The sequence below is a fragment of the Frigoribacterium sp. Leaf263 genome (assembly GCF_001422285.1).
Lineage (GTDB): Bacteria > Actinomycetota > Actinomycetes > Actinomycetales > Microbacteriaceae > Frigoribacterium.
In genome coordinates this window covers 132,726-152,621 of the sequence record NZ_LMMO01000001.1, presented here as the reverse complement: position 1 = coordinate 152,621, position 19,896 = coordinate 132,726, and the positions used below count along the sequence as shown (strand labels likewise).

The window sequence follows — 19,896 nt, the reverse complement described above, 5'->3', positions numbered from 1 at the left end:
TCAGGTCGCCTGTTCGGACCCCTCGTCGGTCCCGGCGCGCTCGCCCTCGTTCTCGCCCGGGTAGGCGACGACGTCGAGGCCCAGCACGTACTTGCCCCGGGCGTGGCCGTCCTCGAGGTCGCGGTAGGCGTCCCTCACCTCGTCGAGAGGGAAGACGCCGTCGATCGGCACCGTGATCTTCGCCTCGGCGATCAGCCCGAGCAGCTCGGTCAGCACCGCCTGGGTCGTGGCGTGCGCACTGCCCTCGGCCTTGACGCCGTGCCGCTCGACGGCGTCGAAGTCGGTGATCGTGTTGATGCGGTGCGGCGCCACCCCGAGCTCGAGCCCGTACTCGACGTTGCCGTGCCCGTAGCAGTCGATGAAGGCGTCGACGCCGGTGGTCGCGACGTCGCGGATGCGGCCCACGACGCCCTCGCCGTACTCGACCGGGATGACGCCGAGACTGCGGAGGAAGTCGTGGTTCTGCTCGCTCGCGGTGCCGATCACGGTGAGTCCCCCGAGCACCGCCAGCTGCGACACCAGCACCCCGACTCCCCCGGCGGCGGCGGAGACGACGAGGGTGTCGCCCTCGGTCGCCTGCACGGCGCGGAGGGCGGCGAACGCGGTGGGCCCGGTCACGCTGATGCTGCCGGCGACCTCCCACGCGATGTTGCTGGGCTTCCGAACGAGCTGGTCGGCCGGTACGACGACGAATTCGGCGTGCGACGACCTCGTGGCCCAGCCGACCACCTCGTCGTCGCGCGACCAGCCGTCGACGCCGTCTCCGACCTCGTCGACGATGCCGGCGAAGTCCGTGCCCTGCCCCGACGGGAACGACGCGGGGAACGCGTCGTGCAGCAGACCGGCGCGGATGGCGGCCTCACCGGGGTTCAGCCCCGCGGCCTTGACGGCGACGACGACCTGCCCCGGGCCCGCCTGCGGCTTCGCGATCTGCTCGACCCGCAGCTCGTCGATGTCGCCGTACTTCTCGAACCGGACCGCTTTCATGCCGTGCTCCTCACTCTGCCGAGCGCGCCCCGTGCAGACGCGTCGTCCTTCGAGCTTGCACCCCGGGGCCCGGGTCGGGTCCGGTCCGTCCGTCCGACCTCCCGCCCGCCCGCCCGCCGCGGATCGCATGACGGCGAGTATGCCGCGCGGAGGGCGCTAGGGTCGCGATGGGCGGGCCGCGAGGGCCGCCTGGTACAGGTCGCGCCGTGACAGACCGGTGGCCGCGGCCACGTCGGTGGTCGCCTCCTTCAGGCGGACCCCGTCGGCCACGAGCGACTGCACCTGCGCCAGCCCGGCCGCGAGATCGACGACGCGCTCCGGCGCACCCTCGACGACGAGGCAGATCTCGCCGCGCACGCCCTCGGCCGCCCACGACGCGAGCTCGGTCGCGGTGCCGCGCCGCACCTCCTCGTGCATCTTCGTCAGCTCGCGGCAGACGACGGCACGGCGATCGCCGCCCAGGGCGGTCACGAGATCGGCCAGCGAGTCGGCCAGACGATGCGGCGACTCGAAGAAGACCATCGTGCGGCGCTCGTCGACGAGCGCGCCGAGCACGCGCAGCCGGTCGCCCTGCTTGCGCGGCAGGAACCCCTCGAAGCTGAAGCGGTCGGTGGGCAGGCCCGACACGGCGAGCGCGGTGAGCACGGCCGACGGCCCGGGGATCGCGGTGACCGTGACGCCCGCCGCGGCCGCTGCCTCGACGAGGGGGAACCCGGGGTCGCTGATCGCGGGCATGCCGGCGTCGGTGAGCACCACCACGTCGGAGACCCGGGCCAGCTCGACGATCTCGGCCGCCTTCTCACGTTCGTTGTGCTCGTGCAGCGCGATCAGGCGCGGACGGTTCTCGACCCCGAGGGCGCGCATGAGATGGATCGCGGTGCGGGTGTCCTCTGCGGCGACCACCTCGGCGTTCGAGAGCGTCTCGACGAGGCGTCGCGAGGCGTCGCCGAGGTTTCCGATGGGGGTGGCGGCGAGCACGATCACCCGACCATTGTCCCCCGCCCGCTGCGCCGCTCATTACGATGGCCCGATGACGACCCCGCCCGAGCGCGACTCCGCCGTGCTCGCCGAGGTCGACGGGACGCCCGCCGAGCTGCACGACGGGACGCCCGCCGCACCGCACGACGGGCGGACGGCCGAGGAGGCGCGGGTCGACTCCTCCGCATCCGCGAGCGTCGCCGAGGGATCCGCCCCGAGCGAGCCCGCGCTGACCCGTCTCGACGCCTGGTGGGGGCGGCTGCTCTCGACGCCCGGCCGGCGCCGCGCCTGGGCGTTCGGCGGGCCGATCGCGGTCACCCTGCTGGCGGCCGTGCTGCGCCTGTGGCATCTCGGCCACCCGGGCTCGCTGGTCTTCGACGAGACCTACTACGTCAAAGACGCGTGGACCCTGCACGAGCTCGGCTACGAGGCCGCGTGGCCGGCCGACTACGACCCCAGCTTCGCCGCAGGAGGAGCCGACGGCTTCTCGACGGCGGCGTCGTTCGTGGCTCATCCGCCGCTCGGCAAGTGGCTGATCAGCCTCGGCATGGCGGCGCTCGGCCCGGACGATCCGGCGGGCTGGCGGCTCAGCACGGCCGTCGTGGGCATCCTCGCGGTCGCCCTCGTGGCCGTGATCGGCACGGTGCTGCTCCGGTCGACGCTGGTCGGCACGCTCGCGGGGTTCCTGCTCGCCATCGACGGGCACGCCATCGTGATGTCCCGGGTGTCGCTGCTCGACAACTTCGTCATGCTCTTCGGCCTGCTGGCCTTCGCCGCCGTGCTGCTCGACCGTCGGTGGACGGCGCGGCGGCTCGACGGCTGGGTGTCGCGGAGGCGGAGCGCGGGGCGCGATCTCGCGTGGGGGCCGGCCCTCTGGTCGCGGCCGTGGCTGCTGACGGCGGGTCTGCTCTGCGGCCTCGCCACGGGCGTCAAGTGGAACGGGTTGTACTTCCTGGCCGTGTTCGCGGTCTACACGGTCGTCGTCGACGTGCTGGCTCGCCGCCGCGCCGGGGTCGAGTTCTGGCTGAGGGGCACCCTGCTGAAGCAGGCGCCGGTGAGCTTCCTGCTCACCGTGCCCGTGGCGCTCGTCGCCTACCTCGTCACCTGGACCGGATGGTTCGTGACGGGCGGCGGCTACTACCGGAACTGGGTCGAGGAGGGCGGTCAGCGCTGGACGGGCGCGCTCGCGTGGGTCCCCGACGTGGTGCAGAACTTCTGGCACTACGAGGCCGGCGTCTACGCGTTCAACGTGGGTCTCGCGACGCCGCACTCGTATCAGGCGAACCCGTTCACGTGGCTGCTCATGCTGCGCCCGACGAGCATGTACTACCAGGGCTTCGACGAGGGTCAGGGCGGCTGCGAGGTGGCCCGCTGCGGCGAGGCGATCACCTCGGTCGCGAACCCGGTGATCTGGTACGCGGCAGTCGCGGCGTGCCTCTATCTGCTCTACCGGGTGGTCCGGCACCGCGAGTGGCGCCACGGCGCGATCCTCGTCGGCATCGCGGCCGGCTACCTGCCCTGGCTCGCCTTCTCGGATCGGACGGTCTTCCAGTTCTACACGATCGCCTTCGAGCCCTATCTCGTGCTCGGGCTCGCGGCGACCCTCGGCATCATCCTCGGCCGGCGCACCGATCACCTCGATCGCAGGCGGAGCGGGATCGCCGTCACCGCCATCGTCGTGGTGGCCGCCGTGGCGGTGACCGTCTTCTTCTACCCGCTGTGGACGGCGCAGCTCGCCGACTGGGAGTTCATCCGCATCCACTACTGGATCCCCAGCTGGAAGTGACACCGCTCCTCCTCAGCCGGGGAGGCGGGGGTCGTCATGTGTCGTCGGGTTACCTGCCGAGTCCCCCCGTGACGACCAGCGGCTAGCGTTGGCGCATGGCAGATCGTGAGTACGGCTTCCGCACGCGGGCTATCCACGCGGGCAACATCCCCGACGCGGTGACGGGCTCGCGGGCCCTCCCCATCTACCAGTCGAGCGCGTTCGTGTTCGACGACACGGAGGACGCCGCGGCGCGGTTCGCGCTGCAGAAGTACGGCAACATCTACAGCCGCCTGGCCAACCCGACCACGGCCTCGTTCGAAGAGCGCATCGCCAGCCTCGAGGGGGGTCTCGGCGCCGTCGCGACGTCGAGCGGGCTGAGCGCCCAGTTCATCACCTTCGCCTCGCTCGCCGGTGCGGGCGATCACATCGTCGCGAGCGCCAACCTGTACGGCGGCTCGATCACCCAGCTCGACGTCACCCTCCGCCGGTTCGGCGTCGAGACGACGTTCGTCCAGTCGAGCGACCCGGCCGACTACGCCGCGGCCATCACCCCGAAGACGAAGCTGGTCTTCGTCGAGACCGTCGCGAACCCGTCCGGCGAGATCGCCGATCTCGAGGGTCTCGCCGAGGTCGCCCACGCAGCCGGCGTGCCCCTCATCGTCGACTCGACCATCGCGACCCCGTACCTGAACCGCCCGATCGAGTGGGGCGCCGACGTCGTCATCCACTCGGCCACGAAGTTCCTCGGCGGCCACGGCACCACCCTCGGCGGTGTGGTCGTCGAGTCGGGCCGCTTCGCCTGGGACTCCGAGCGGTTCCCCCTCTTCGACCAGCCCGTCCCGAGCTACGGCGGGCTCAACTGGTCGGGCAACTTCGGCGAGTACGCCTTCCTGACCCGCCTCCGCGCCGAGCAGCTGCGCGACATCGGCCCCGCGCTGGCACCTCACTCGGCCTGGCTGCTCGCCCAGGGCGTCGAGACCCTGCCCTTCCGGATGCGCGCCCACGTCGAGAACGCCCGTCACGTCGCCGAGTGGCTCGACGCCGATCCTCGGATCGAGCGCGTCCGCTGGGCCGGGCTGCCCGGCCACCCTCACCACGACCGGGCGGCGAAGTACCTGCCCGAGGGGCCGGGCTCGGTGTTCACGTTCGAGCTCAAGGGCGGTCGCGCGGCCGGGAGGACGTTCATCGAGTCGGTCGAGCTGGCGAGTCACCTCGCGAACATCGGCGACGCGAAGACCCTCGTCATCCACCCCGGTTCGACCACCCACGCGCAGCTGAGCGAGCAGCAGCTCGTCGATGCGGGCGTGCTGCCCGGGTCGGTGCGGATCAGCGTCGGCATCGAGGACCCGGCCGACATCGTGCACGACCTCGACCAGGCGCTCCGCGCCGCGACGAAGGGCGAGTGACCCCGCCATGACCGACATCACCGAGACCGTCACCACGCAGCTGAGCAACGGGCTCACCTGCGAGCTCCCCTCGGGCTCGCCGCTCGCGAAGCTCCTGAAGTCGCAGCGGACCTGGGTCGGACCGAGTGCGAAGGAGCGTCAGGCGATCCTCCGCGGGGCGCAGTCCGTCGCCATCGTGGGCGCGTCGCCCAACCCGACCCGCTCCTCCTACTTCGTCGGCACCTACCTGCAGCAGTCGAGCGACCTGCGCGTGTACTTCGTGAACCCGAACGCCGAGACGATCCTCGGGCAGAAGGCCTACCCCGACCTCGCGTCGCTGCCCGAGGTACCCGACATCGTCGACGTCTTCCGCAAGGCGAGCGACATCCCCTCGGTCGTCGACGACGTGCTCGCCAGCGGCGCGAAGACGATCTGGGTGCAGCTCGGCATCTACAACGAGGAGGCGGCGAGGTACGCCGAGCAGAACGGGCTCACCGTGGTCATGGATCGCTGCATCAAGGTCGAGCACGCGAGGTTCCACGGCGGTCTCAACCTCATGGGCTTCGACACCGGGGTGATCTCGGCCAAGAAGACCGGTCGCTGACCCCGCCGGGGCGGCGGCTCGTGACGCCGTGTTGCCCGCCTGACGCCGGATGTCGGTCGTCGTGGCTACGGTGGGGCCCATGCCCCCTGTGCTGACCTCCCCTCTCGTCTCGACCCAGTGGCTCGCCGACCACCTGGGCGCCGACGACATGGTCGTGGTCGACACCACCGTGCGTCCCGTCGCGGGTGTCGACGGCACCCCGACCGGGCGCTTCACCACGGGTCGCGAAGGGCACCGGGCCGAGCACGTGCCCGGCGCCGTCTTCGCCGACCTCATCGGCGACTTCAGCGCCTCGGACGCCCATCTGCCCTTCACGCGCCCGGGTCGGGCGCGCTTCGAAGACGCCGTCGGCGCGCTCGGCATCTCGAACGAGACGACCGTCGTCGTATACGACGACGCCCGCAGCGAATGGGCGTGCCGCCTGTGGTGGCTGTTCCGTGCATTCGGGTACGACGACGTCGCCGTGCTCGACGGCGGAGCGAGCGTGTGGCGCGACGAGCGCCGCCCGGTCGAGCGCGGTCACGTCGAGCCCGACCCGACCCTCTTCGAGGCCGTCGAGCGACCCGATCTGTGGGTCGACAAGACCTTCGTCGAACGCGTCGTGGCCGGCGACGAGTCGGCGGCCCTGGTCTGCGCCTCGCCGGCGCCCGAGTTCGCGGGGCTCGACGGTCGACGCCCACGGCTGGGGCACATCCCCTCGAGCGTGTCGGTGCCGGTCGAGCGGCTGGTCGACCCCGACCACCAGTTCCGGGCCGAGAGCTCGATCGAAGCCGCGTTCGCCCCCGTGGCCGGTGCCGGCCGCGTCGTCGTCTACTGCGGCGCCGGCATCGAGGCGAGCGCCGACGCCTTCGCCCTGACCCTCATCGGCGAGCGGAACGTGGCCCTGTACGACGGTTCGCTCGACGAGTGGTCATCCGACTCCGAAGCACCCCTTCGGACTCTGGCCGCCTGAGGGCTCCGGGCGGCCCCGGGCGGGCGATCCGTGCCGGGCCGGCCGGACGCACATGTCGCGCGCACCTCCACGGCGTACGGTGCCGCGCATGCACGATGACGAGCAGGACACCCAGCCCAGCGACACCCAGGCGAGCGACTCGAGCAGCGACTCGACCGGCAGCACCTCCCCCGCGGCCGACGGCACGACGGAGAACGACGACCCGACGGCCGACTTCCCGCGCAGCGAGAAGACGACGGCCGAGATGCAGCGATCGGACACCACCGACTCGCCCGCGGTCGACGACGACATCGACGCCGACGCCGTCAAGACGCTCCCCGGCGAGGGCGGACCGGACGACGTCGGAGACATCGAGGTCGATCCCGCCGATCTGAACCTCTCGGGCGACTCGATCCCCGGTCACCCCAAGCCCGGCCCGCCCAAGCCCCGGGCCTGAGAGCCCACTCGCCCACCACGGGGTGGACGGGTCCCGCACGATCCTGCGGAGTCCCGTCCACCCCGTCGTGCTTCAGGCCCCGTCCACCGCGCCGGCCACGGACGTGGCACCGACCACGGCCGCGGTCGCCAATTCGCGCACGAGCGACCGCGAGTCGGTGACCGGCAGACGACAGACCGAGTCCCGGCAGACGTAGGCCGTCGGCGCCGGGCCGGCATCGGACCCCGCCGAGAAGGCACGACGCCCCTCGAAGAGCTCGAACCCGGCCTCCGCGAAGGCTCCCGCCCCGCCGTCGTCCACGACGACGACCACGAGTCCCGGTGCCACCTGACGCCGCGCCAGGTCGGCGAGGCCCACCTCGGCGTCGGCGCCACCGGCATCCGTCTCGGTGCCGGCGTCGGCAGCCGCACCGCCGTCGGCGGTGGCGGTGGCTCCCCTGCCGGCGTCGGCCGGGCCCACGCCCGCGCCGTCGTCCGCGCCTGCACCCGGCACCACGACGACGACCTGCGTCGCGCCCGCCGCGAGGTCGGCGAGGACCCCGAACGTCGTGCCGTACGCGGACGGCGAGCCGAGGGCGGCCGAGGCGGTCGGCGCGAGGGCGAGCTCGGCGGCGGTCCGGTAGCGCGCCAGCCCGGTGATCCGGTGGAGGGTCGCCGAGGCCGTCGCGATCGCGGCGGTGCCCGACGGGTAGGCGCCCTCCGACGGGTCGCTGACGAGGGCCGTGCCCTGGGCCGCGAGCACGGGGTCGACGCCGCCGGGGGCGACGAAGACGGGGTCGTCCGCACCCTCCCGACCCGCGCCTCCTCGGCTGCGGTCGCCGGCGTCGAGGCAGCGATCGACGAGTCTCCGCCCCTCGACGGCGTAGCGGGGCGTCCCGGACGCCAGGGCGAGCTGCAGCAGCCCCTCGGCGAGCATGCCGTGATCCTCGAGCGTCGCCACGGCGGTCGACACACCGGAGGACGTGGAGGCGCGCAGCAACCGCCCCTCCGCCGTCACGTGCTCGCGCAGCAGCACGTCCGCCGCCTCGCGTGCCGCGTCGATCCACTCGGGTCGACCGAGTCTCGATCCGGCCTCCGACAGTGCGGCGATGGCGAGCCCGTTCCACCCGGTGAGGACCTTGTCGTCGACCGGAGGCGCCTCGTGCCGTGATCGGCCGGCGGCGTCGAGCAGGTAGTAGCCGCCCTCGACGCGGCGCCCGTCGATCGTGCTCTCGCTGTCCTGAGCCGAGCCGAAGGCGCCGCGAGCGGTGCGCAGCCGCTCGAGCAGGAACGTCGCGACCCCCTCGGCGATCCGACGGGCGGGGACCGCGTCGGCGTCACGACCGAAAGCCGCGGCGGCACCGGCACCCGCACCCGCAGCACCGGCACCGGCACCCGCAGCACCGGCACCCGCACCGGAGCCCTCCAGCACGGCCAGCCGCGAGTAGGCGGTCAGCAGCAGCGCGTTGTCGTAGAGCATGCGCTCGTAGTGCGGGTCGGCCCAGTCGTGCCGGGTCGAGTAGCGGAAGAAGCCGCCCTCGACCGGGTCGCGGAGGGGCGACGCCGCCATGGCCCGCAGCGTCCGCGACGCGAGCCCGGCCGCCGTCTCGTCGCCGCCGGCGCCGAGTCCGAGCAGCGCGAGCTGCAGCGGCGCGGTCGGAAACTTCGGGGCCCCGCCCAGCCCGCCGTGCTCGGTGTCCTCGAAGGGCGCGAGTCGGCCGGCCGCCGCCCTCAGGTCGTCGGTCGACGGCAGCACGACCGACGTCTCGGGCACGATCGGCGACACGGCCCCGTCGGCGACCGCAGGAGGCGCGGCTCGACCGGACAGCGCCTCCTGGACCGCTCGGGCGGTCGCCTCGACCTCGGCGCGCCGATCGCGCCACGCCTCGGTCACGGCGTCGAGCACCTGGCCGAAGGCGGGGTGCTCGCCGACCGGGGTCGGCGGGTAGTAGGTGCCCGCGTAGAAGACCCGACCCTCGGGCGTCGCGAAGGCCGTCAGGGGCCACCCGAGACTCGGGGTGAAGGCCGAGGCGGCGGCGAGGTAGCTGGAGTCGACGTCGGGGTGCTCCTCGCGGTCGACCTTGACGGCGACGAATCGCGCGTTCAGCCCCTCGGCCAGCACCGGGTCCGAGAAGCTCTCGCGCGCCATGACGTGACACCAGTGGCACGTCGAGTAGCCGATCGAGACGAGCACGGGCACGTCGCGACGGGCGGCCTCGGCGAACGCCTCGGCGCCCCACGGACGCCAGTCGACGGGGTTCTCGGCATGCGAGCGGAGGTACGGGCTGACGGCGTCGACGAGGCGGTTGGTCATGCCCCCACGCTAGGCCGGGGCCGCACCCTCCGCGCGGGGCGGCACGTCGCGCAGCTCGGCGCCGTCGTAGTGGCTGAGCGGCCTGATCAGCGAGTTCGCCTCGCGCTGCTCGATCACGTGAGCGCTCCAGCCGAGCACGCGCGAGGCGACGAACAGCGGGGTGAACACGGCGGTGTCGAAGCCCATCAGGTGGTACGCCAGCCCCGAGGGGTAGTCGACGTTGGGCTTGAGGCCCTTCTTCTCGAGCACGCCCGCGGCCAGGACGTCGTAGGTGGCGGCGAGGTCCGCGATGCGGGCGTCTCCGGAGGCGCGGGCCCGGTCGACGAGACCGGCGAGCGCCTGCTCCATCGTCGGCACCCGGCTGTCGCCGTTCTTGTAGACGCGGTGCCCGAAGCCCATGATCTTCTCGCGACGGGCGAAGGCGCCGTCGAGCCATTCGCCCGCACCCTCGGCCCCGCCGGCGTCGGTGACTCGGGCCAGGAGCTCGAGGGCGGCCTCGTTCGCACCGCCGTGCAGCGGGCCCTTGAGCGCGCCGATCGCGCCGACGATCGACGAGTGGAGGTCGGACAGGGTCGACGCGATGACGCGCGCCGTGAACGTCGACGCGTTGAACGAGTGCTCGGCGTAGAGCACCATCGACGTGTCGAACGCCCGGACGTCGAGCGGGTCGGCCTCGCGTCCGAAGACCTGGTGCAGGAAGTCCGCGCTGTAGCCGAGGTCGTCGCGCGGCGGGACCGGCGGCAGGTCGTGGCGGCGACGCTGGTCGTAGGCGATGACGGCGGGCAGCACCGCGAACAGGCGCGTCGCGATCCGACGCGTGGCGTCGGCGTCGTATTCGCCGGGCGCGGTGCTCGGCTCGGGCTGAGCCGCGCCGAGCGCGCTGACGGCCGTGCGGACGACGTCCATCGGGTGCGCCGAGGTCGGGATCAGATCGATGACGTGCAGGAGGCCCGGTGCCAGCGGCCGGGCGGCCCGCAGCTCGGCGTCGAACGCGGCCCGCTGCTCGGCCGTCGGCAGCTCGCCGTGGATCAGCAGATGGGCGACGTCCTCGATGTCCCGCTCGGCCGCGAGCTGCTGCACGGGATACCCGCGGTAGAGCAGCGAGTTGCTGGCCGCGTCGACCTTCGACACCGCGGTGCGATCGACGACGACGCCGGCGAGTCCCTTGTGCAGCTCGACGGGCGGTGGGGAGGTGATGGTGTCGGTCATGGTCACTCCTTCGTGATCCTGTGGTCTCGGCGGGCCCGGCGCGGGTGCGTCGGGCCCCGCTGTCAGCGTTCGACGGTGAAGTCGAAGACGCTCGAGTCGAACGCCGTGTATCCGCGGTAGTCGATCAGGTCGTAGAGATCGCTGCGGTGCTGCATGGAGCCGAGCAGCGCCTCCTGGGTGCCCACCGTCGCGATCTCGTCGAGGCCGCGCGAGGCGGCGCCCATCGCGAGTCGCAGCAGCGTCACCGGGTAGATGACGATCCGCACCCCGGCGTCGCGCAGCTCGTCGGCGGTGTGGAGGCGGCCCTTGCCGAACTCGGTCATGTTGGCGAGCACGGGCACGTCGACGGCCCGGGCGACGGCCTCGAACTCGTCGAGGCCGGTCATCGCCTCGGGGAACACCGCATCGGCCCCGGCGTCGACGAGCGCCCTGGCCCGGTCGACCGCGGCGCCGAGGCCGTCGACGGCCCGGACGTCGGTGCGCGCCATGATCAGCAGATCGGGGTCGCGTCGACCATCGGCGGCCGCGCGGATGCGCTTGAGGGCGGTGTCGAGATCGACGACCGCCTTGCCGTCGAGGTGACCGCAGCGCTTCGGGTTGACCTGGTCCTCGATGTGGAGGCCGGCGACGCCGGCGTCCTCCATCGTCTGCACGGTGCGGGCGACGTTCATGGGCTCGCCGAATCCCGTGTCGGCGTCCACGAGGGTCGGCAGGTCGGTCATCCGTGCGATCTGAGCGGCCCGCTGCGCGACCTCGGTCAGCGTGGTCAGGCCGATGTCGGGCAGACCGAGATCGGCGCTGACGACGGCGCCCGAGACGTAGACGCCCTCGAAGCCCTTCTGCTCGATGAGGCGCGCGCTCAGGGGGTTGAACGCCCCCGGCAGGCGCAGCAGCTCGTCGGAGTCGTCCAGTCGGGCACGGAGCCGACGACGCTTCTCGGCCGGGGTCAGGGTCGAGTACAGCATCAGAACAGCCCGTCGGGCAGGGCGTCGTCGGCCGCTCGGAGCGACCCGGGAGGCGCGGCGAGGGTCAGCCCCTGCAGCTCGCCGGCCCGCAGGTCGGGGAGGCGCGCGGCCGTGTCGAGGAACCTCTCGATCTCGTCGTCGGCCAGCACGCCGGCGGCCAGGGTGCGGAACTTCCGCACGTAGTCCTCTCGACCGAAGGGGCGGGCGCCGAGCGGGTGGGCGTCGGCGACCGAGATCTCGTCGACCAGACGGCGCCCGTCGGCGAACTCGACCTCGATGCGACCGCCGAACGCCTTCTCGGCCGGATCGATCGAGTGGTAGCGCCGCGTCCACTCCGGGTCCTCAGCCGTGGTGATGCGGCGCCAGAGCGCGACGGTGTCGGGGCGGGCGGCGCGCTCGGGGGCGTAGCTGCGCTCGTGGTGCCACTCGCCGTCCTGGAGGGCGACGGCCACGATGTAGGGGATCGAGTGGTCGAGGGTCTCGCGGCTGGCCGTCGGGTCGTACTTCTGCGGGTCTCCGGCGCCCGAGCCGATCACGACGTGCGTGTGGTGACTCGTGTGCAGCACGATCGATCCGATCGCGGCGGGGTCGCGGAGCTCGGGGTGCTCGCGTCCGAGCCGACGGGCGAGGTCGATCCACGCCTGGGCCTGGTACTCGGCGCTGTGCTCTTTCGTGTAGCTGGCGAGGATGGCGCGCTTCGACTCGCCGGGGCCGGGCAGCGGCACCCGGTAGTGGGCGTCGGGGCCGTCCAGCAGCCAGGCGATGACGCCGTCCTCGCCCTCGTAGATCGGGCTGGGGCTCGTCTGACCGCGCAGAGCCCGGTCGACGGCCTCGACGGCCTGCTTGCCGGCGAACGCGGGGGCGTAGGCCTTCCAGGTCGAGATGAGGCCCTTGCGCGACTGCCGCGTCGCGGTCGTGGTGTGCAGCGCCTGCGCGATGGCCTGAGCCGTCGTCTCGGCGTCGAGTCCGAGCAGCGCGCCGATGCCGCCCGCCGCGCTCGGCCCGAGGTGCGCCACGTGGTCGATCTTGTGGGCGTGCAGGCTGATCGCCGAGACGAGGTCGATCTGCAGCTCGTAGCCGGCGGCGAGACCGCGCACCAGCTGCTCTCCGGTCGCGCCGACGTGCTGCGCGACGGCGAGCACGGGCGGGATGTTGTCGCCGGGGTGCGAGTACTCCGCCGCGAGGAACGTGTCGTGGAAGTCGAGCTCGCGGACGGCCACGCCGTTCGCCCACGCCGCCCACTCGGGCTGCACGCGGATCGCGGGGTCGAGGCCCACGACGGTGGCGCCCTCGCGACCGCGACCGGCGGCGCCGGAGCGACCCGCGCCTCCTCGGCGATCGTCGGGAGCCTGCCGACGGGCGGCGGCCTGGGCCCGGGCGGCCGCGACGGGTGCCCGCCCGAGGCTGGCGGCGGACACGGCGGCGTTGTCGATCACCCGGTTCACGATCATGTCGACCACGTCGGCGTCGACGGCCACGGGGTCGAGGGCGACGGCGGCCAGCTTGGCGGCCAGCTCGTCGGCCCGGGCGAGGGGGTCGTCGGAACGGTGGACGTGCACGTCGTTGAGCATCACGCCCTCGACTCTAGGCGCGACCGGCCGGGTCGCGCGACGGCCACGGCGACGACGCCCGCGAGCACCAGCGCGACGCCGAGCCAGCCGAGGGGCGACAGCCGCTCGCCCACGACCAGCACGGCCAGCAGCGTCGCGACGACGGGCTCGAGCAGCGTCACCGTCGTGGCCCGCGAGCCCGTCACCGTGCGGAGTCCCCGGCCGAAGGCGAGGTACGCGACGAACATCGGGCCGAGGGCGAGGTAGGCGGCGACCCCGACCGACGCCGTCGACTGCAGCAGGGGCGCGCCGGTCAGCAGCAGCACCGGAAGGAGCAGCAGGGCGCCGACGCCGAACTGGGCGGCCATCGAGCCTCGCGACGGATGCCCGTCGCGCATGAGGCGGCCGGCGGTGTCGGTGTAGACGGCGTAGGCCAGACCCGCGAGCAGACCGAGGGCGATCCCGGCGAGCAGGTCGGCGTCCGCGCCGGTCGTGGTGCCGAGCGGGCCGGCGACGGCCGCCCCGCCGTCAGCCGCCCCGTGCCCCGCGCCCCCGCCGACGAGCAGCACGACGCCGAGCACGGCCGCCCCGGCCGACAGGGCCCAGCGTCGGTCGAGCGGGCGCCCGGTCCCCCGCGTCACGACGAAGCGCTCGAGGAGCGCCGCGAACACCGGCGCCGTCCCGAGCGCGACGACGTTGCCGACCGCGACCCCGGCGAGCGACATGGACGAGTAGAACGCGAGCGGGTACGCGGCGACGGCGAGCGCCCCCGGGAGGATCCTGCGCCAGGCGGACGCGCCTCCTCGGAGGACGGCGACGGTCGCCCGAGGCGCCGTCAGCGCCAGCAGCAGACCGCCGACGCCCATGGTCGCGGCGCCGGTCGCCAGGGGGCTCACGTCGCCCGGCAGCAGGGTCGCGGCCGTGCCGGTCGTGCCCCAGAGGAGCGCGGCGAGCACGATGGCGGGCATGCCGTCATCGTAGGGCGCGGCGGGCCCGGATGCGTCGAGGAGGTGCGGGGCGGTTCCGCCGGGCCGCGCGGGTCAGGGGGCGGCCGGGTCAGGGGCGCTCGGGTCAGGGGGCGCTCGGCACGACCTCGGGCGCGGTGAAGCGGGCGACGAGCTCGCGCTTCAGGATCTTGCCGCTCGGCCCGAGGGGCAGCGACTCGACGATGTGCACGACGCGGGGGAACTTGTAGGCCGCGATCTCGTCCGAGACGAACGTCACCAGCTCGTCGGCGCCGACGGTCGCACCCTCGCGGAGCACCACGGCCGCCTCGATCTCCTGTCCGTGTCGCTCGTGCGGCACGCCGAAGACGGCCGCCATGGTCACGTCGGGGTGCGTCGCCAGCACCTCCTCCACCTGCCGCGGGTAGACGTTGTAGCCGTTGCGGATGATCATGTCCTTCGTCCGGTCGACGATGGTGAGGTAACCGTCGTCGTCCTTGGTGCCGAGGTCGCCGGTGCGGAACCAGCCGTCGACGATGGCCTCGGCCGTGTCGTCGGGGCGGTTGAGGTAGCCGTTCATCAGATTGTGGCCGCGGATGACGAGCTCGCCGATCTCGCCGTGGGGCAGCAGGGCGATGGAGTCGAGGACGCCGGGGTCGGCGATCTCGACGTCGACGCCCCAGATCGGGGTGCCGATGGTGCCCGGCCGCGGTGTGCGCCCGACGTGGTTGAAGGTCGCGACCGGCGAGGTCTCGGTCAGTCCGTACCCCTCGTGCAGCGGTGCGCCGAAGACCTGCTCGAAGCGCTGCAGCACGGCGAGCGGCAGCGAGGCTCCGCCCGAGACGGCGTACCGGAGGGTCGGTCGGGCGTCGGAGCGCGTGGCCGCGTCGAGGAGCGCCATGTACATCGTCGGGACGCCCATGAAGATGGCGCACTCGTGTTCGACCATGGCCGCGAGGGCGGCGTCGCCGTCGAAGCGCGGCAGCATGACGATGGTCGCGCCGGCTCGCAGACCGGTGTTCATGGTGCAGGTCTGACCGAAGGTGTGGAACAGCGGGAGGGCGCCGAGCAGCACGTCGCCGCGTCGCATGTCGAAGGTGCTCATCAGGTTGGTGTTGACCTGCTCGATGAGCGCGAAGTGCGACCCCTCGGCCCCCTTCGGCGTGCCGGTCGTGCCGCTCGTGTAGAGGATCGTCGCGGTGTCGAACGGGTCGCGGGGCACGTAGGTGTCGAGCGGCTCGGCGGTCTCGGCGAGCGCCTCGAGCCGGTCGTGCCCGGTGCCGTGCGGGTCGACGGGGCTTCCCGGGGCGAGCACGGTGACGACGTCGACGCCGGCGAGCGAGGCGCCGGCGGCGCCTTCGGCGAGCAGCGGGGCGGCGCAGACGAGGATGGTCGAGCCGCTGTCGCGGAGCACGTACTCGATCTCGTGGCGCTTCAGCAGCGCGTGGACGGGCACGGCGACGGCGCCGAGGGCGAGCGTCGCGTAGTACACGCGGGGGAAGTCCGCGACGTTGGGCACGAGCATGGCGACGCGGTCGCCCTCACGGACCCCCTTGGCGCGGAGGGCGCCGGCGTAGGCGAGGGTCTGCTGCCAGAGGTCGGCGTAGGAGGTGCGCTCGGCTCCCACGATCACCGCGATGTCGTCCGCGAAACGCGTCGCGGACTCGGACAGGATCGCGGCGACCGATGCGGTCGCGCGAGAGGGGGTGCTCATGTTCGGGTGTTCTCCGTCTCCGTTGACGAGTGATCCTCGCAGGATAGTACGTCCCCCCACAGACCCCCACCCGGGAGGCACGGCCTCCGCCATCACTCGGAACGCCCGCCCCGCGCGCCGGGGGAGGGTGTACGACCGCTTAAGCTGGAACGCCCATGATCCCCACCATCACGTACCCGGCCGAGCTGCCGGTCAGCCAGCGGCGCGACGACATCTCCGCCGCGATCCGCGACAACCAGGTCGTCATCGTCGCCGGCGCCACCGGCTCGGGGAAGACCACGCAGCTGCCGAAGATCTGCCTCGAGCTCGGCCGCACGAAGATCGGGCACACGCAGCCCCGCCGCATCGCCGCCCGCACCATCAGCGAGCGCATCGCGGAGGAGCTCGGCGACGAGGTCGGCGGCGTCGTCGGCTACCAGGTCCGCTTCGACGACCGGGTGGGCGCCGACACGCAGATCAAGCTGATGACCGACGGCATCCTGCTGAACGAGATCCATTTCGACCGCGACCTCGAGCGCTACGACACGATCATCATCGACGAGGCCCACGAGCGCAGCCTCACCATCGACTTCCTGCTCGGCTACCTCAAGCAGCTGCTGCCGCGTCGCCCCGACCTCAAGCTCATCATCACCAGTGCCACGATCGACCCGCAGTCGTTCTCGCGCCACTTCGGCGACGCCCCCATCGTCGAGGTCTCGGGGCGCACCTACCCCGTCGAGGTCCGCTACCGCCCCCTCGTCGCCGACGACGCGGCCGGCGACGACGACGACGACCTCGACGACGACGAGGACGACGACCGGCGGGAGGCGCGGCGCGGCCCGTCCGCCGGGTCCCGCTCCGGCCCCGGGCCCGGCTCCGGCCCCGGGCCCGGCTCCGGCGGACGGCAGCGCGCCGACGACAAGGACTACCTCCAGGGCATCAACGAGGCGCTCGACGAGCTCGCCGGCGAGAGCTCGGGCGACGTGCTCGTGTTCCTCAGCGGCGAGAACGAGATCCGCGACGCGGAGGAGAGCATCCGTGGTCGCAACCTCCCGCACACCGAGGTCCTGCCGCTCTACGGCCGCCTCAGCGCAGCCGATCAGCACCGGGTCTTCCGGCCCAGCACGACCGCGGGCACGCGGCGACGCATCGTCCTCGCGACCAACGTCGCCGAGACCAGCCTCACCGTGCCGGGCATCAAGTACGTGATCGACGCAGGCACCGCCCGCATCAGCCGCTACTCGACCCGTGCCAAGGTGCAGCGCCTCCCGATCGAGGCCATCTCGCAGGCCAGCGCGAATCAGCGCTCGGGCCGCTCGGGCCGCACGAGCAGCGGCATCGCGATCCGTCTCTACAGCGAGACCGACTTCGAGAAGCGCCCCGAGTACACCGAGCCCGAGATCCTCCGCACGAACCTCGCCGCGGTCATCCTGCAGATGATCTCGCTCGATCTCGGCGACATCGCGGCGTTCCCGTTCCTGCAGCCGCCGGACTCCCGCGGCATCAAGGACGGCCTCGACCTCCTCCGCGAGCTCGGTGCCGTGACCCAGGGCGGGCAGATCACCCGCGTCGGCAAGCAGCTGACCCGCCTGCCGATCGACCCCCGGCTGGCCCGCATGGTCGTCGAGTCGAAGACCCACGGCACGACCCGCGAGGTGCTCGCCATCGTCGCCGCCCTCAGCATCCAGGACCCTCGCGAGCGTCCGCTCGAGAGGCGCGCGCAGGCCGACGAGAAGCACGCGAGGTTCCGCGACCCGGCCGGCGACTTCATGACCCTGCTGAACCTCTGGAACCACCTCGAGGACAAGCAGAAGGAGCTCAGCGGCAACGCCTTCAAGCGCCTCTGCCGCGACGAGTTCCTGAACTACCTGCGGATCCGCGAATGGCAGGACGTCTACCGCCAGCTGTCGCGCGCCTCCCGCCCTCTCGGTCTGCACATCGGCGAGCGCAGCACGAACCCCGACGGCGTGCACCGCAGCCTGCTCGCCGGCCTGCTCAGCCAGATCGGCCTGTTCGACCCGCAGAAGAAGGACTACGTCGGCGCCCGTCAGTCGCGCTTCGTGGTGTTCCCGGGCAGCGCCCTCGCGAAGAAGCAGCCGGCGGCGATCATGAGCGCCGAACTCGTCGAGACGAGCCGCCTCTTCGCCCGCGTGAACGGCGCCATCGACCCCGCGTGGGCCGAGCCGCTCGCCCCCGACCTCGTCAAGCGCAGCTACGGCGAGCCCCACTGGGAGAAGAAGCAGGGTGCCGTCGTCGCCTACGAGCGCGTCACGCTCTACGGCGTCCCGATCGTGCCGAGGAGGCGCATCCAGTTCTCGCGCATCGACCCGGCCTACGCGCGCGAGCTGTTCATCCGGCACGCCCTGGTCGAGGGCGACTGGGAGTCCCGCCAAGCCTTCGAGCAGCAGAACCAGCGGCTGATCCGCGAGCTGACCGAGGTCGAGGAGCGGACGCGCCGCCGCGACATCCTCGTCGACGGCGACGCGGCGTTCGAGTTCTTCCAGCGCCGCATCCCCGCCGACGTCGCCAGCACGCGCGACTTCGAGGGCTGGTGGCGCAAGGCCAGGACCGAGACGCCCGACCTGCTGACCATGACCGCCGCCGACCTGCTGGGCGACGACGAGCCCGACGTCGACGAGCAGGGGTTCCCGAGCACCTGGCAGCAGGGCGACCAGACGCTGACGCTGCGCTACAAGTTCGAACCCGGCGCCGACGACGACGGCGTGACGGTCGTCGTGCCCCTGCCTCTGCTGCCGCGCCTGCGGCCGGTCGGCTTCGACTGGCAGGTGCCGGGCCTCCGCGACGAGCTGGTCACCTCGCTCATCAAGTCGCTGCCGAAGCAGATCCGCAAGAACGTCGTCCCCGCCGCCGACTGGGCGAAGCGGATCACCGACGAGCTGCCCGACGCTCCGCCGACCGACGTCTCCGAGCCGTTCACGGCGACCCTCGCCTCGGTCATCAAGAAGCTCACCTACACGCCGGTCTCGGCCGACGACTTCGATCTCGCCCGGGTGCCCGCGCACCTCCGGGTGACGTACGCGGTCGTCGACGACCGCGGGCGGGCCGTCGGCGCCGACGAGGACCTCGAGGCGCTGCAGCACCGTCTCCGCGACGCCACGCGCGACAGCGTCGCGCGGGTCACGCAGGGCGGCGGACGCGACGCGCGCGGCCGCGGGAGCCGAGGAGGCCCGGGTCGGGTCGCCGAGGCCGACCAGCGCCCCGCGAACTCGCTCGAGCGCGCCGGCATCACGTCATGGGACTTCGACGAGCTGCCCGCGGTCGTCGACACGCGGCACGGCGACACCGTCATCCGCGCCTACCCGGCCCTCGTCGACCACGGCGACTCCGTCTCGATCACGCTCATGGCCACCCCGGCCGATCAAGCCCTCGCGACGCCGAAGGGCGTCCGGCGGCTGCTCATGCTCGCGACACCCTCGCCGGTGGCGTACGTGCAGCAGCATCTGACGAGCCCCGAGAAGCTGATCCTCGCGACGAGCCCGTACCAGAACACGGCGGCGCTGTTCGCGGACTGCCTCGTCGCCGTCGTCGACGACGTCCTGTTCCGGGTGAAGCCCGACGGCATGGTGATGACGAAGAAGGAGTTCCTCTCGACCCGCGACCGGGTCTCGAGCGCGGTCATGGATCAGATGTTCCAGACCGTGTCGCTCGTCGCCCGCACCCTGACCGCCGCGCGCGACGCCGACAAGGCGCTGAAGAGCGCGACGTCGATGAATCTGCTCGCGGCCCTGACCGACATGCGCCAGCAGCGCGACCGGCTCGTCTACCCGGGCTTCGTGTCGGCGACCGGGCTGCAGCAGCTCCAGCGGGTTCCCGTGTACCTCGTCGGCATCGCCCGACGGACGACGAAGCTGCTCGAGAACCCCCAGCGCGACCGCGTCTGGTTGAGCGAGGTGCAGCAGGCGACCGAGCGGTACGAGTCGGCGGGCGGGACGTTTCCCCCGACCGGCACCGCGCCTCCTGCGCTCGTCCGGGCCCGGTGGATGCTCGAGGAGTTCCGGCTCAGCCTGTTCGCCCAGGACCTGCGGCCGAGCGAGAGCGTCTCGCTGCAGCGCATCGTCAAGGTGCTCGCCTCCGCCTGAGCGGCCAGTACGACGAGACCGTCCGAATCCGCC

The 19,896-nt window shown here is 72.6% G+C and carries 14 protein-coding genes; 6 read left to right on the top strand and 8 right to left on the bottom strand.

All coding sequences use genetic code 11. The features are described from left to right. A complete protein-coding gene (locus ASF17_RS00700; RefSeq protein ID WP_082474940.1) occupies positions 1-987 on the bottom strand; it encodes an NADP-dependent oxidoreductase in 987 nt (328 codons plus the stop codon). 156 nt (positions 988-1,143) lie between these two features. Further along, positions 1,144-1,971 carry a 16S rRNA (cytidine(1402)-2'-O)-methyltransferase gene (gene rsmI / locus ASF17_RS00695; RefSeq protein WP_055794280.1) on the bottom strand — a complete coding sequence of 276 codons (828 nt, stop codon included), beginning with the start codon at positions 1,969-1,971 and terminating at the stop codon, positions 1,144-1,146. A gap of 46 nt (positions 1,972-2,017) precedes the next feature. Between rsmI and ASF17_RS00690 the strand changes: the two genes are divergently transcribed. From ASF17_RS00690 to ASF17_RS00670, 5 genes are all read left to right on the top strand, one after another. Continuing rightward, positions 2,018-3,751, top strand: a complete 1,734-nt coding sequence (locus ASF17_RS00690; protein ID WP_055794278.1) for a dolichyl-phosphate-mannose--protein mannosyltransferase — start codon at positions 2,018-2,020, stop codon at positions 3,749-3,751. Between the two features lie 95 nt (positions 3,752-3,846). Further along, entirely contained in the window at positions 3,847-5,139 is a 1,293-nt protein-coding gene (locus ASF17_RS00685; RefSeq protein WP_055794276.1) for an O-acetylhomoserine aminocarboxypropyltransferase/cysteine synthase family protein, read from the top strand. Positions 5,140-5,146: 7 nt separating this feature from the next. Further along, a complete protein-coding gene (locus tag ASF17_RS00680; RefSeq protein ID WP_055794274.1) occupies positions 5,147-5,722 on the top strand; it encodes a CoA-binding protein in 576 nt (191 codons plus the stop codon). A 79-nt stretch (positions 5,723-5,801) separates the two neighbouring features. Continuing rightward, entirely contained in the window at positions 5,802-6,674 is an 873-nt protein-coding gene (locus tag ASF17_RS00675) for a sulfurtransferase (protein ID WP_162236399.1), read from the top strand. Positions 6,675-6,762: 88 nt separating this feature from the next. Then, the gene (locus ASF17_RS00670; protein WP_055794270.1) at positions 6,763-7,110 is read left to right on the top strand and encodes a hypothetical protein; all 348 of its coding nucleotides are present in this window, start codon (positions 6,763-6,765) and stop codon (positions 7,108-7,110) included. Positions 7,111-7,182: 72 nt separating this feature from the next. On the opposite strand, the gene ASF17_RS00665 is transcribed toward ASF17_RS00670, so the two are convergent. The 6 genes from ASF17_RS00665 to ASF17_RS00640 form a co-directional block, all read right to left on the bottom strand. Continuing rightward, positions 7,183-9,402, bottom strand: coding sequence for a thioredoxin domain-containing protein (locus tag ASF17_RS00665; protein WP_055794268.1), 2,220 nt, complete (start codon positions 9,400-9,402; stop codon positions 7,183-7,185). Between the two features lie 9 nt (positions 9,403-9,411). Beyond that, positions 9,412-10,611, bottom strand: coding sequence for a bifunctional 2-methylcitrate synthase/citrate synthase (locus ASF17_RS00660; protein WP_055795471.1), 1,200 nt, complete (start codon positions 10,609-10,611; stop codon positions 9,412-9,414). Positions 10,612-10,673: 62 nt separating this feature from the next. Beyond that, positions 10,674-11,576 carry a methylisocitrate lyase gene (gene prpB / locus ASF17_RS00655; RefSeq protein WP_055794266.1) on the bottom strand — a complete coding sequence of 301 codons (903 nt, stop codon included), beginning with the start codon at positions 11,574-11,576 and terminating at the stop codon, positions 10,674-10,676. Then, on the bottom strand, positions 11,576-13,147 hold the full coding sequence (locus tag ASF17_RS00650; RefSeq protein ID WP_055794264.1) for an MmgE/PrpD family protein: 1,572 nt from the start codon (positions 13,145-13,147) through the stop codon (positions 11,576-11,578). Before ASF17_RS00650 ends, prpB begins: the two co-directional genes overlap by 1 nt. After that, a complete protein-coding gene (locus ASF17_RS00645) occupies positions 13,147-14,094 on the bottom strand; it encodes a DMT family transporter (protein WP_055794261.1) in 948 nt (315 codons plus the stop codon). The genes ASF17_RS00650 and ASF17_RS00645 overlap by 1 nt, the downstream gene beginning before the upstream one ends. Before the next feature lie 103 nt (positions 14,095-14,197). After that, the gene (locus ASF17_RS00640) at positions 14,198-15,784 is read right to left on the bottom strand and encodes a long-chain-fatty-acid--CoA ligase (RefSeq protein ID WP_055794259.1); all 1,587 of its coding nucleotides are present in this window, start codon (positions 15,782-15,784) and stop codon (positions 14,198-14,200) included. A gap of 155 nt (positions 15,785-15,939) precedes the next feature. Between ASF17_RS00640 and hrpA the strand changes: the two genes are divergently transcribed. Next, positions 15,940-19,863 carry an ATP-dependent RNA helicase HrpA gene (hrpA, locus tag ASF17_RS00635; RefSeq protein ID WP_055794257.1) on the top strand — a complete coding sequence of 1,308 codons (3,924 nt, stop codon included), beginning with the start codon at positions 15,940-15,942 and terminating at the stop codon, positions 19,861-19,863. Positions 19,864-19,896: the final 33 nt, after the last annotated feature.